Raw genomic sequence first — 12,164 nt, forward strand, 5'->3', positions numbered from 1 at the left:
GACCAACAGATGCAACCGATCAGACTAATCCGCGGCTTTCTTTCCGTTGGCGCCTGGACCCTTGCCAGCCGCGTGGTGGGCTTTGTCCGCGACATGATGATTGCGGCCTATCTGGGCTCGGGCCCGGTGGCGCAGGCCTATATCGTGGCTTTCACCCTGCCCAACATGTTCCGCCGCTTCTTCGCCGAAGGCGCGTTCAACACCGCCTTCGTGCCGATGTTCGCCAAGCGGCTAGAGGACAATGACAACCCGCGCGGTTTCGCCGAAGAGGCATTCTCGGGGCTGGCCTTCACGGTCTTCATCGTCTCGATCATCGCGACGCTGTGCATGCCCTGGCTGGTGCTGGCGATGGCGGCGGGCTTTGCCGGGGATGAGCGCTATGATCTGGCGGTTCTCTATGGCTGGATCTGCTTTCCCTATATCTTCTTCATCTCGCTGACCGCGCTGCTGTCAGGGCTTTTGAACGCGGGCGGGCGCTTTGCCGCTGCCGCCGCCGCGCCGGTCCTGATGAACTTCATCCTGATCATCGCCATGGTGCTGGCCGACCGTTTCGGCTGGGACATGGGGCTGGCGATGGCCTGGTCGACGCCGATTTCGGGCATCGCGCAACTCGCAACGGTCTGGTGGGCCGCGAAACGCATGGGGTTCCCCTTGCGCCTGCGCCGCCCGCGTCTCAGCCCCGATATGCGGCGCCTGCTCGCGGTCGCCGCCCCCGCCGTGCTGGCCGGAGGCGTCGTGCAGGTCAACCTGCTGGTCGGTCGTCAGGTGGGTTCATTCTTCGACGGCGCGATCTCGTGGCTGACGAACGCAGACCGGCTTTACCAGCTTCCGCTGGGCGTCGTGGGCATTGCCATCGGCATCGTGCTGCTGCCCGATATCTCGCGCCGCCTGAAGGCCGAGGACACGGTCGGAGGCCGCCACGCCTATAACCGCGCCACCGAATTCGCGCTGTTCCTGACAGTGCCTGCGGCGGTGGCGCTGGTGGTGGCGGCCTATCCGCTGATCTCGGTCCTCTTCAAACGCGGGGCCTATCTGGAAAGCGACGTCGGGCCGACGGCGGTGGCGCTGGCCATCTATGGCATCGGCCTGCCGGCCTTCGTGCTACAAAAGGTGCTGCAGCCGCTTTACTTCGCGCGCGAGGATACCCGCAAACCCTTCCATTTCGCGGTCTGGTCGATGGTGGTGAATGCGGTGCTGGCGATCGGGCTGTCGCCGCTGATCGGCTTTTCCGCCGCCGCATGGGGCACGACCATCGCGGGCTGGACCATGGCCTGGCAGCTTTGGCGCGGGACCCGCGCCTTTGGCGAGGCCGCAACCTTTGATGACCGCCTGCGCCACCGCCTGCCCCGCATCATCGCGGCATCGGCAGTGATGGGGCTGGTGCTTTGGGGGGTGATGGAGCTTTTGGGCGACGCGCTCATGGAACCCGGGACGCGCTATCTGGCGCTGGCCGCGCTGGTCGCGGCGGGCATGGCGGCCTATGGGGCGGCCGCCATCGGGCTTGGGGCCATTCGCCCCGCCGATCTGAAGGCGGGGCTGAGGCGTCAGCGCTGACGCAGCTGGCGCAGCACGCGCGCCACCCCGCCGGGAACGACGACGAAGGACAGAAGGAAGCCGGTGCCGAAACCGGCGACCTCGGCGATCCAGGACTTGCTGTTGCTTTGGAACAGGATCGCAAAGGCCAGCTGGAACACCAGCAGCATGCCGATCAGCGTGAAGGCGCGCATCTGGTTGGCGTTTTCCTGCCCCAACCGAATCCACAGTAGGAAGGTGAAGGCACCGACCAGCCCGTAGACGGCGGGATAGCCGCCGACCAGCGGCTCGAACATCATGCCGGGCAGCATCCAGCGCACCAGCGCATAGACCAGCGCGCCGCCGATGGCCGAGCCGAAGAACAGCACGATCACCGCCCAGACCTGAAACTGCCGCGCGACCAGATTGCCAAGCGCCAGCGTGAAGGCGACGACAAAGGCCGCGTTCAGGAAGGACCAGTGGATGAACGGATAGGTGACGATGCGCCACAGCTGCGCCACGTCGAAGGACCCGACCTGCAGGGCACGCAGCAGCATCTCGGGGACGAAGGCGGTGCGCTCGATCGCGGTCATGCGCATCACGCCGGTGGCGCCGCCCTGCCCGCCCAGGAAGCCAAGGTCCGCCAGCCCGAACAGCGCCTCGGCGGCAAACATCGGCAGAACCAGCACCCAGATGATCGGGGGCAACGGGTTGATCGGGGATTCGTCGTAACCGGGTCGCATATGGGTCCCTATGTCCAGTCCAGAATTTTGTGGGCGGTTGCGCCCAAGCCCGTCAAGGCGTAAGCCAGCGACCGGGAATTTCCAAGCAGGTACTGACATGACCAAGAGCTTCGCTCCGCGCATTTTCTCGGGGATCCAGCCCTCCGGCGGACTGACACTGGGGAATTATCTGGGCGCGCTGAAACGCTTCGCCGGTTACCAGGACACCGGGATCGAGACGATCTATTGCGTCGTCGACCTGCATGCGATCACCGTCTGGCAAGACCCCGAGGCGCTGCGCAACAACACCCGCCAGATCGCCGCCGCCTTCATCGCCTCGGGCGTGGATCCGGAAAAATCGATCCTGTTCAACCAGAGCCAGGTCTCGGCTCATGCGGAAATGGCGTGGCTTTTCAACACCGTGGCGCGCGTCGGCTGGATGTACCGGATGACGCAGTTCAAGGACAAAGCGGGCAAGAACAGCGAAAACTCCAGCCTTGGTCTGTTGGCCTATCCCTCGCTGATGGCGGCGGATATTCTGACCTATCACGCCACCGCCGTGCCGGTGGGCGAGGATCAGAAGCAGCATCTGGAGCTGACCCGCGACATCGCGGCCAAGTTCAACCATGACTACGGCACCGAGTTCTTCCCGATCACCGAACCGCTGATCGAGGGCACGGCCACCCGCGTCATGAGCCTGCGTGACGGCAGCAAGAAAATGTCGAAATCCGATCCATCGGACGCCAGCCGCATCAACCTGACCGATGATGCCGATGCGATTGCCCAGAAGATCCGCAAGGCCCGCACCGATGCCGAGCCCCTGCCCGCCACCATGGAAGGGCTGAAGGACCGGCCCGAGGCGCGTAATCTGGTCAATATCTATGCCGCGCTGACCGGCGAGGCGGCGGACGACATTCTGGCCCGTTTCGAGGGTCAGGGCTTCGGTGCCTTCAAGCCCGCGCTGGCCGATGTCGCGGTCGAGGCCATGGCCCCGATCACCGCGCGCATGAACGAGCTGATGGCCGACCCGGCCGAGATCGACCGCATCCTGGGCAAGGGTGCCGACCGCGCCGATGCCATCGCCCATCCGATCCTTGAACAGACCAAGGAAATCATGGGTATGATCCGGTCCCGCAACGGGTGATAATGGTCATGGGGCCCCCGTTCGCGGGGGCTTCGGTTCACGATGCCGGTTGCCGGATGATGTCCGGCCGCCTTGTGGAAGAACAGGACATAGCATGGCAGATCGCCTGTCCCTCCTGCTCGAAACGCGCCCCTGGCTGCTGGCCGATGGTGCGACGGGCACGAATCTCTACAATATGGGCCTTGCTCCCGGCGAGGCGCCCGATCTGTGGAATGAGACCAACCCCGGCAAGGTGCTTGACCTGCACAAGGCCATGGTCGCCTCGGGCGCGGATCTGATCCTGACGAACAGTTTCGGCGCGAACCGCAGCCGCCTGCGGCTGTCGAACGCGGTCGACAAGGTGGCCGCGCTGAACCACCGCGCCGCGTCATTGGCACGCGAGGCTGCCGATGCCGCCGGGCGCGAGGTGTTGGTTGCGGGCTCGATGGGTCCGACCGGAGAGTTGATGGCCCCGATGGGCCGCCTGACCGAGGCCGATGCCACCGCCATGTTCACCGAACAGGCCGAGGCGCTGAAGGCGGGCGGCGCGGATCTGCTGTGGATCGAGACGATCAGCGCGGTAGAGGAATTGCGCGCCGCCGCGCAGGCCGCCCGCGCGGTCGACCTGCCCTGGTGCGGCATGATGAGCTTCGAGCCAGGCGGGCGGACGATGATGGGCGTGACGCCCATGCAACTCGCGTCGCTTGTCGAGCGGCTGCGCCGTCCCCCCGTCGCCTATGGCGCGAATTGCGGCACCGGACCAACCGAGCTTTTGCAGGCCGTCGCGGGCTTTGCCGCCGCCGGCAGCGAGCGTCCGATGATCGCCAAGCCCAATGCGGGCGTGCCGCGCTATCACGATGACGGGCTGATCTATGACGCGACCCCCAGCGTCATGGCCGAATTCGCCGTGCTGGCCCGCGATCTGGGCGTGCGGCTGATCGGCGGTTGCTGCGGCACCACGCCCCAGCATCTGGCGGCGATGCGCGACGCGCTGGACCAGCAGCCGCGCGGACCACGCCCGACGGCCGAGACCATCTCGAAGCGGATGGATCACGCCATGGCGCAGGCCGAGGAATAAGGGCTAGAACAGCGACAGCTGGTCGCCCGCCCGCGCAGGCGGCCCGAAACGGCTGCAATCCAGCGGCTTGGATTTCCCCTGCAGACCCAGCCGCTTGCAGGCCAGATGATAGCGCTGGCGCAGCAGTTCGGCCTCGGGACCCTCGCCGCGCATCCGATGGCCAAAGCGCGGGTCATTGTCGCGCCCGCCCCGCATCTCTTGAATGCGGTTCATCACATGCTGGGCCTTGCCCGGCTGGTGCCGTTCCAGCCAGTCGCGAAAAAGCGGCGAGATTTCCAGCGGCAGCCGCAGCGGGATCGTGCTGGCCGAGGTCGCGCCTGCCTCTCGCGCCGCCGCAAGGATCGCCTCCAGCTCATGCGCGGTCAGGACCGGGATCATCGGCGCGGCCATCACCCGCACCGGCACGCCCGCATCCGCCAGCGCGCGGATCATCTTCAGCCGGGTCGCGGGCGCGGGCGCACGCGGCTCCATCGCGCGGGACAGTTCCGTGTCCAGCGTGGTGATCGAGACGCCGACGAAAACCTGCCCCTGCGCCGCCATCGGGGCCAGCAGATCGACGTCGCGCATCACCCCCGCCCCGCGCGTCACGATGGACAGCGGGTGGTTCCAGGCGTGCAGCACCTCAAGGCAGCCGCGCATGATCCGCATCCTGCTTTCGATGGGCTGGTAAGGATCGGTATTGGTCCCGAAGGCAATGGGCGCGACCTGATAGCTGCGTTTCGAGATGGCCGCCTCAAGCAGTTGTGGCGCATCGGGTTTGGCGATGATGCGGGTTTCGAAATCCAAGCCCGGCGACAGCCCCAGATAGGCATGAGAGGGGCGCGCGAAGCAATAGATACAGCCATGCTCACACCCCCGGTACGGGTTGACCGAGCGATCGAAGGGAATGTCCGGAGAGCTGTTTCGCGTCAGGATGCTGCGCGCGCGCTCGATGCGGACCTCGGTTTCCAACAGCGATTGCTCTTCGGGGATGTCCCAGCCGTCATGTTCGCGTTCGGTATGATAGGGGTCAAAGCGAACCGCAGGGCGGCTGTCAGCCCCCCTTGCCTTCAGGATCTCATCCGGGTTTCGCGGCGGCAATGTCATCCCGCCAGACTAGAACATTTAGTGAACATTTGCCAGAAAATTTCGCTCGGCTCACCCAACCGCTCGCGGTGACAAGGGAACCTTTGGCGCAGACCCGCCGTTACACTTTCAGGGGTCTTTGAATCGCCCCCGGCTTCCGGCATAGTCGTCACAACCGGAGGAGATCATGCCACTTCCTCATTTCCTGCTTTTGCTTGCCGCAGTGATCATTTCTGCGGCCTTCACCATTTGGCTGGCCAGCGCCATTGGCGTGCCGCTGTTCGCACTTGGCCTGCTGGCCCTGATGGCTGCCGCCGTGGCGCATTACGCCGCGCGCGACCATCACCACCACTAGCCTAAGGCTGATCCAGAACCAGATCGCGGATCGCCGCTAGATGCCGGGCCATGGCAGTATGGGCGCCCTGCCCGTCGCGGGCGGCAATCGCCTCGACCACATCCAGATGCATCCGGCCCTGCGCCAGCGCATATTCCAGCCGCCGGGCCTTGCGGAACACCGCATCATGATTGCGCTGCCATTGCGCCCGCCCCCGTGCGGCCACAAGGTTCAGATAGATCGCCAGCAGCAGGGGGTTGCCGCTGGCCTGCGCGACCGATTGGTGGAAGGCGTTGTCCAGCCGCTCATATTCGCGCCAGTCCGGCGCGCGCCCCGTCTGCCCGGCCAGTTCGGCCATCTGCCTGATGTCCTGATCGGTCGCCCGCTCCGCCGCCGCTGCGGCCAGCGCGGGCTCATAGACCAGACGCGCCTCGATGAGGTCGCGGATGCTGGCGCTGTCAATCACCTGCCGGGGGTCGCGCCCGACCAGCGCCGGGCCGGGGCCGACGAAGGTGCCCTTGCCCTGCTGCCGCCAGATCTGGCCCTCGGCCTGCAGGCGGGCCAAAGCGGCGCGGATGGTTTCCCGGCTGCAACCAAGCTCACGCGCCAGATCCCGCTCGGGCGGAAGCCGGTCCTGAGGCCGCCACTCCCCTGCCTCGATCCGGGCGGAGAGCGCCAAGGCGATCTCTGATGTGCTGGCCCGTCGGGCGGTCGTCATCGGGCTTTCTCCAGACCAATTTGCAGACCAATTCTGCGCTCGGCTATCAGAACACGCAAGCCAGAGATGCCAAGCGGAGACCCCGATGCGCCTAGACCCCTTCCTGATCCTGATGATCGCCGCCGTCGTGCTGGCGACGCTGCTGCCCGCGACTGGAGGCTTCGGCGATCTGGTCGACACGCTGGGGACGCTGGGCGTGGCGATGCTGTTCTTCCTGCATGGCGCGGCGCTGTCACCGCGCACGATCATGGCGGGCCTGAAGCAATGGCAGCTGCACGCCTTCATTCTGGGCACGACCTTCATCCTGTTCCCGATCATCGTGCAGCCGCTGCGGCTGGTCCCGGCCAGCATCATGCCCCCCGATCTGGTGCTGGGGTTTCTGTATCTGGGCGTGCTGCCCTCGGCGGTGTCGTCCTCGATTGCCTTTACCGCCATGGCGCGCGGGAACGTGCCCGCAGCCGTCTGCAACTCGGCCGGGTCGAACGTCTTCGGGCTGCTGCTGACGCCGCTTCTGGTCAGCCTGCTGATCGATTCGGGGGCCGGTGCCGCGATGGATCTGGGCCACACTTTGCGCGACCCCTGCCTGCAACTGCTGCTGCCATTCGGCCTCGGGCAACTCGCGCATCGCTGGCTGGGCGGGTTCCTGACCCGGCGCAAGGATTGGCTCTCGAATTATGACCAGTCGGTCATCGTGCTGATCATCTATTCCGCCTTCTCGCAATCGGTCGAGGCCGGGCTTTGGGACGTGCTGCCCGTCAGTGGGCTCGCGATTGCCGCAGGGCTTTGCACGCTGATCCTGCTGATCGTCATCCTGTTCACCACGCGCGGCGCGCGCATGCTGGGCCTCTCGCGCGAGGATGAGATCGCGGCGGTCTTCTGCGGCTCGAAGAAAAGCCTCGCAACGGGGTTGCCGCTGGCGCAGGTGCTGTTCGCAGGCGCGACGGGCTTCGGGATGATCGTCCTGCCGATCATGCTGTATAACCAGATCCAGATCATGCTGGGCGCGGTTCTGGCGCGGCGCTATGCCCAAACCGGCCCTCAGGTCGCGCAAAGCCCGGCCCGCGCTTGACCCGTCTCAGACCAAGCACTTAGGCGCTTGGTCAGGCATCGGCATCAAACCCATTGCGCTGCCGAGGGTTTGCGCTTTTCCTGCGCTGCAACCCAGCTAGGAAAGGCCCGGCCCTTCATGCCCGACAAGCAGAACCGCGATCTCAGCAATCCGACGATCCGCACCATCGCCATGCCCTCGGACACCAATCCGGCGGGCGACATCTTCGGCGGCTGGCTGATGAGCCAGATGGACCTTGCCGCCGGAAGCGTGGCGGCGCTGACCGCACGCGGACGCGCCGCGACCATCGCGGTCGAGGGGATGAAGTTTCACCGCCCGGTCAAGATCGGCGATGAGGTGTCGCTGTTCACCGAGCTTCTGCATGTCGGCCGCAGCTCGATGCAGATCCATGTCGAGGCCTGGCGTCGCCCGCGCGAATCGGATGAATGCGAAAAGGTGACCGAGGCGAATTTCACCTTCGTCGCCATTGATGAGACCGGCGTGCCGCGCCGGGTGAAGCTCGAGGACTGACAGGCGAGGCCCGGCATCTGATACCCGCAATGAACTTCTTCGCCTTCAAGGCGTTGAGCCCTTACCGACAAACAAGGGAGTTCAAGATGAAGGGTATCGTTGCCTGGCTGCTGGGCGTTCCGATTGTGGTGATTATCCTGCTTTACGTCACCGGCATCTTCTAGGGCCGAGTCGAGGTCACAGGATCGACGGAAAGGACCGCGCTGTCGCGGCCCCTCCGTCGCCGTCATCAGGCTGCCGTCACACGTTGCGAGATGATGGCGCAGACGAAAAGCTGCATCAGGTGGAACAGCATCAGGGGCAGCACGATCATCGCGATATCCTGCCCGTGAAACAGGATGCCCGCCATCGGAAGGCCGGTCGCCAGCGACTTGGTCGAGCCGCAGAAGAACAGCGCCAGCCGGTCGGGAAGGTTCATGCCCATCCCGCGCCCCAGCACCGTGGTCAGGATCATCACCGCCGCCAGCAGCAGCGCGACAACGGCGATCAGCGCCAGCAGCTCCTCAAGCCCGACCAGCTTCCAGATGCCGTTGACAACGCCCGCGCTGAAGGCCGAATAGACGATCAGCAGGATCGAGCCCCGGTCAACGATCATCGTCGGCAGCTTGTATTTGTTCAGGAACCCGCCCAGCAGCGGCCTGCAAAGCTGGCCCAGGGCGAAGGGCAGCAGGATCTGTTGGCAGATCTTCCAGACCGCCGTGCCGTCGATATGGACACCGCTGTCGGAGCTCAGCAGCAGCGCGAACAGCAAAGGCGCCAGCAGCACGCCTACGAGGTTTGACACCGAGGCCGCGCAGACCGCCCCCGCGACGTTCCCGCCCGCGACCGAGGTGAACGCAATCGAGCTTTGCACCGTAGAAGGCAGGCACCCCAGATACAGCAGCCCGATGGCGAAGGCGGGCGACAGGATCAGGCCGGTCAGCGGCACCATGGCCAGCACCAGCAGCGGGAACATGACATAGGTGCAGACCATACTGCTGGACTGCAGCCGCCAGTTCGTCATCCCGGCGATGATCGTCGAGGTCGAAAGCTTCGCGCCGTACAGAAAGAACAGCAGCGCCACCGCCCAATAGGTGACCTGCGACAGCACGCGGGCGAACTCTCCCCTTGCGGGCAGATAGGATGCCAGCACGACCGTCAGGATCAGCAGCATCATATAGCGGTCAAGCCCCAGCCGACGCAGCCGCGCCTCGAACGATGAGATGGCCATATCACTCCTCCGGCATGCGGAAATCCCCGCTCCCGCGCAGCCTGTCTAGGGATAAGGCCGGGGCAATACCAGACTTGGGCCGCAGATTTGCCCGATGCGGGTGCGCGGGGGTCACCCCCGACTTGTCCTTTCGTTCAGAACGCGGCGGCACGCGGCAATGCATCCTTAAGTCTTCGGGATTATTCCTGTATGCACGTTGAAACGGTTCTTGATTCTGCACTCATGTGACGAGGTTATCCTGCATGCTTATCCAGCTTGTCAGTGTCGAAGTCGTCCCCGGCCAACGGGACCGCTTCATCGAAGCCATGCGCATCAACCGCGAAGGGACGCGCCGCGAACCCGGCAACCTGCGCTTTGATCTTCTGTGCGATCCCTCGGATGAGAACCGCTTCTCGATCTATGAAATCTTCGCCGGTCCCGACGCGCTTGAGGCACATCGCCAGACCGCGCATTACCGCACCTGCGTCCAGATGATCGACCCGATCACCACCGGGCCGCGCAGCAAGCAGTTCTTCCAGCCGGTTCTGGTCGAGCAGAGCTGATCCCCTCACGACTTGCTTTGACTGGACACCGCAATGCTGGGACCCTTCCGCCCCTTCGGCGCACGCCTGCGCCGTCTTGCCCGCCTTCCGCAGCCCGAATTCTTTGGCCCCAAGGCCGAACGGGTCGAGCTTTCTGCAGCCGAGGCCATGCCCTTTCCACCCGCACTCGCCCTGCCCGGTCAGGTCGAACGGATCGCCGACACGATGTTCGCCTCGAAAAGCGACACGATCAACGTGCTGACCCGGACGGGCGTCGCGCATGAAGGGCCGACGCTGGCCTGGCATCTGCGCGACGTCGATCTGATCGACGGGGTGCTCTATCACGGCGGCGGCGAATATCACCTGCGCCCGCGCCAACGGCGGCTGGGCCTGGCGCAGCGCCCGCGCAGTGAGGCCAGCGGTCCGCTTTATGAGACCTGGGCCAGCAACCGCTGGTTCGGAAGCTGGCTGATGGATGCGCCGCTGACCTATGATCTGGCGCTGGCCGAGGGCGCGCCCCTGACCACCGAGGCGTCCGAGGCAACAGGACACCGCCGCCGCTACAAGGAACTGCTGGACATGCGTCCCCAGCGGCTGACGGGCGATGTGCATTTCTCCAGCCTCACGCTGTTCGATGACACGCCGAACAACAGTGGCAAGGCGGCGCGCGCGCGCCGGTTGCGGGCGCGCCTGCTGGAAGGACGCAGCATCTCGCCCCTGCCCGGGGTCTTTCTGCTGCGCGGCACCTCGGGCGATCAGCGCCTGTTGGAAAATGAGGGGGAGCTGGCCGAGCGGCTGGCGAAGGACCGGGGTTTCCGCGTGATCGACCCCATGCAGGTCACCGTTGATGAGTTGATCGAGGCCTGCGCCGGGGCCGCCAGCATCATCGGGGTCGAGGGCAGCCATCTGGTCCACGGGATCACCGTCGCGCCGGACGGGGCGGCGGTCATCCCGATCCAGCCGCCGCAACGGGTCGCAGCGACCCTGAAGCAGATGACCGACCGGCTGAACCAGCGCTATGGCTTGCTGGTCGCCGAGGGCGGCGACACCCGCTTCCGGCTGGCGTGGGAGGATCTGGCGCGCACGCTGGATCTGTTCGACGCCTGAGCCTTTTCGCAGAAGCGGCGGCGCGACTGCTCGCGCCCGCCGCTATCTCGGCTCAGCTGTTGGGCTGAACGGCACGCAACCGCCTGACGGCGCGGCTTTCATCCGGAGCCACGATGCCAGAGCGCAGAAGCCGGATCAGCTGCGTGACGAAATCCGGGTCGGTCTGCTGCAGCACCTTCAGATCATTGTCGCCCAGCATCTCGACATAATGGACGGCCACATCGTCGCTGTCGGTCTGGTGATGGTTCTCAAGCTGGGTGAAAATGCGCTTCAGCCGGTCGGTGTTGTTGCGCAGGTCCACGCAGAACTTCGCCAGCCCCTTTTCATCCATGTTCAGCGTCATACCCCAGCCGCCGGTGCGGAAGCGGTTGATGATGAACTCGGGGTCATGGGCGGCATAGTAAAGGAAGCCATGGGTGAACGGGTTCTTGCCATGCGAGAAGCGGTACCCAACCGAGGAGCTGCTCCAGTCGCCGCGCACGTCCAGAAACGCCACCATGTCGAAGGTGAAGGAATAGCTTTGCCGGTTCAGTCCCGCTGGCCACCACCGCGCCGGAGAGCCAAAACTGTGCACCTCCAGCCCCGCGATCGCCCCCGGGCCGCGCGCCAGCATGACGCCCGTCAGCGCGTTCGAGGTGATGAGGTTGCCCTGGCTGTGGCAATAGATCGGGCAGCCCAGCTTCGCCTCGGGCGCGCCGATCAGCAGCGCGTAAAGCGCCTTGGTCGCCTGATTGCCGCCCAGCATTTCATAGACGAAATCTTCCTTGGTGATGCCGGGCCGCAGCTTGCGCTCGATCTGGAACAGCACTTCGGTGACCTTGTACCAATCGGTCTGCCCCCCCGCCGATTGCGACTGGATGCCAGAGAGCCGCATCTTGTCGGTCAGGCACTGGAACAGATCGCCCACAAGACTGGCCGACTGGTTATAGACGCCATAGACGGGGCTACCGACCATCAGCGACAGCGCATTGGCGTTGTCTGCATGGTCCTGCCCGGTGTTCTGCATCCCGTTGACGAAAACCACCGGCTTTGCGGGATTGTACCAGCCTTTCGTCTGCACCTCGGGCGAGACAAAGCGGGTTACAGTGCCATCATTCGACGGCGTGGTGCCCTGATTGATAAATGGCGACCTCATGCAAACCTCCGGTGATCGTCAACAACGCGGCGATTAAGCCTTGGGGCCGCCCTCTTGCCA

Annotated in this window: 14 protein-coding genes; 9 read left to right on the plus strand and 5 right to left on the minus strand. The window is 65.1% G+C overall.

What is annotated here, in order from left to right; translation table 11 throughout:
• Nucleotides 1-9 precede the first annotated feature (9 nt).
• A complete protein-coding gene (gene murJ, locus IQ24_RS03490; RefSeq protein ID WP_145396330.1) occupies nucleotides 10-1,554 on the plus strand; it encodes a murein biosynthesis integral membrane protein MurJ in 1,545 nt (514 codons plus the stop codon).
• Here murJ and IQ24_RS03495 read toward each other — a convergent pair.
• Nucleotides 1,545-2,255, minus strand: a complete 711-nt coding sequence (locus IQ24_RS03495) for a rhomboid family intramembrane serine protease (RefSeq protein ID WP_145396331.1) — start codon at nucleotides 2,253-2,255, stop codon at nucleotides 1,545-1,547. The genes murJ and IQ24_RS03495 overlap by 10 nt on opposite strands.
• Before the next feature lie 97 nt (nucleotides 2,256-2,352).
• Here IQ24_RS03495 and trpS point away from each other — a divergent pair, with 97 nt between their 5' ends.
• Together trpS and bmt are read left to right on the plus strand one after the other, a co-directional pair.
• Complete coding sequence (gene trpS, locus IQ24_RS03500; RefSeq protein ID WP_145396332.1) at nucleotides 2,353-3,378, plus strand: tryptophan--tRNA ligase; 1,026 nt, start codon at nucleotides 2,353-2,355, stop codon at nucleotides 3,376-3,378.
• 94 nt (nucleotides 3,379-3,472) lie between these two features.
• Nucleotides 3,473-4,435 (plus strand): betaine--homocysteine S-methyltransferase, encoded by a 963-nt coding sequence (gene bmt, locus IQ24_RS03505; RefSeq protein WP_145396333.1) that lies wholly within the window; start codon nucleotides 3,473-3,475, stop codon nucleotides 4,433-4,435.
• A 3-nt stretch (nucleotides 4,436-4,438) separates the two neighbouring features.
• Here bmt and IQ24_RS03510 read toward each other — a convergent pair whose 3' ends face one another.
• Nucleotides 4,439-5,521, minus strand: a complete 1,083-nt coding sequence (locus tag IQ24_RS03510) for a PA0069 family radical SAM protein (protein WP_145396334.1) — start codon at nucleotides 5,519-5,521, stop codon at nucleotides 4,439-4,441.
• A gap of 166 nt (nucleotides 5,522-5,687) precedes the next feature.
• Here IQ24_RS03510 and IQ24_RS20185 point away from each other — a divergent pair, with 166 nt between their 5' ends.
• Nucleotides 5,688-5,855 (plus strand): hypothetical protein, encoded by a 168-nt coding sequence (locus IQ24_RS20185; protein WP_199756472.1) that lies wholly within the window; start codon nucleotides 5,688-5,690, stop codon nucleotides 5,853-5,855.
• A 1-nt stretch (nucleotide 5,856) separates the two neighbouring features.
• Here IQ24_RS20185 and IQ24_RS03515 read toward each other — a convergent pair whose 3' ends face one another.
• On the minus strand, nucleotides 5,857-6,552 hold the full coding sequence (locus IQ24_RS03515) for a FadR/GntR family transcriptional regulator (protein ID WP_145396335.1): 696 nt from the start codon (nucleotides 6,550-6,552) through the stop codon (nucleotides 5,857-5,859).
• Between the two features lie 85 nt (nucleotides 6,553-6,637).
• On the opposite strand from IQ24_RS03515, the gene IQ24_RS03520 reads away from it, so the two are divergent.
• The 3 genes from IQ24_RS03520 to IQ24_RS20480 all read left to right on the plus strand — a co-directional run bounded on the left by IQ24_RS03520 (nucleotide 6,638) and on the right by IQ24_RS20480 (nucleotide 8,295).
• Nucleotides 6,638-7,621 (plus strand): bile acid:sodium symporter family protein, encoded by a 984-nt coding sequence (locus IQ24_RS03520; protein WP_145396336.1) that lies wholly within the window; start codon nucleotides 6,638-6,640, stop codon nucleotides 7,619-7,621.
• Nucleotides 7,622-7,738: 117 nt separating this feature from the next.
• A complete protein-coding gene (locus IQ24_RS03525) occupies nucleotides 7,739-8,131 on the plus strand; it encodes an acyl-CoA thioesterase (protein WP_145396337.1) in 393 nt (130 codons plus the stop codon).
• 29 nt (nucleotides 8,132-8,160) lie between these two features.
• Nucleotides 8,161-8,295 (plus strand): hypothetical protein, encoded by a 135-nt coding sequence (locus tag IQ24_RS20480; protein ID WP_277872853.1) that lies wholly within the window; start codon nucleotides 8,161-8,163, stop codon nucleotides 8,293-8,295.
• Between the two features lie 65 nt (nucleotides 8,296-8,360).
• Here IQ24_RS20480 and IQ24_RS03530 read toward each other — a convergent pair whose 3' ends face one another.
• Nucleotides 8,361-9,341, minus strand: a complete 981-nt coding sequence (locus IQ24_RS03530) for a bile acid:sodium symporter family protein (protein ID WP_145396338.1) — start codon at nucleotides 9,339-9,341, stop codon at nucleotides 8,361-8,363.
• A 242-nt stretch (nucleotides 9,342-9,583) separates the two neighbouring features.
• On the opposite strand from IQ24_RS03530, the gene IQ24_RS03535 reads away from it, so the two are divergent.
• Together IQ24_RS03535 and IQ24_RS03540 are read left to right on the plus strand one after the other, a co-directional pair.
• Nucleotides 9,584-9,883, plus strand: a complete 300-nt coding sequence (locus tag IQ24_RS03535; RefSeq protein WP_145396339.1) for an antibiotic biosynthesis monooxygenase — start codon at nucleotides 9,584-9,586, stop codon at nucleotides 9,881-9,883.
• A gap of 33 nt (nucleotides 9,884-9,916) precedes the next feature.
• Nucleotides 9,917-10,969, plus strand: a complete 1,053-nt coding sequence (locus tag IQ24_RS03540) for a glycosyltransferase 61 family protein (protein WP_145396340.1) — start codon at nucleotides 9,917-9,919, stop codon at nucleotides 10,967-10,969.
• Between the two features lie 52 nt (nucleotides 10,970-11,021).
• On the opposite strand, the gene IQ24_RS03545 is transcribed toward IQ24_RS03540, so the two are convergent.
• A complete protein-coding gene (locus IQ24_RS03545; RefSeq protein ID WP_145396341.1) occupies nucleotides 11,022-12,104 on the minus strand; it encodes an AGE family epimerase/isomerase in 1,083 nt (360 codons plus the stop codon).
• Nucleotides 12,105-12,164: the final 60 nt, after the last annotated feature.

Source organism: Paracoccus sulfuroxidans, assembly GCF_007830335.1.
GTDB lineage: Bacteria > Pseudomonadota > Alphaproteobacteria > Rhodobacterales > Rhodobacteraceae > Paracoccus > Paracoccus sulfuroxidans.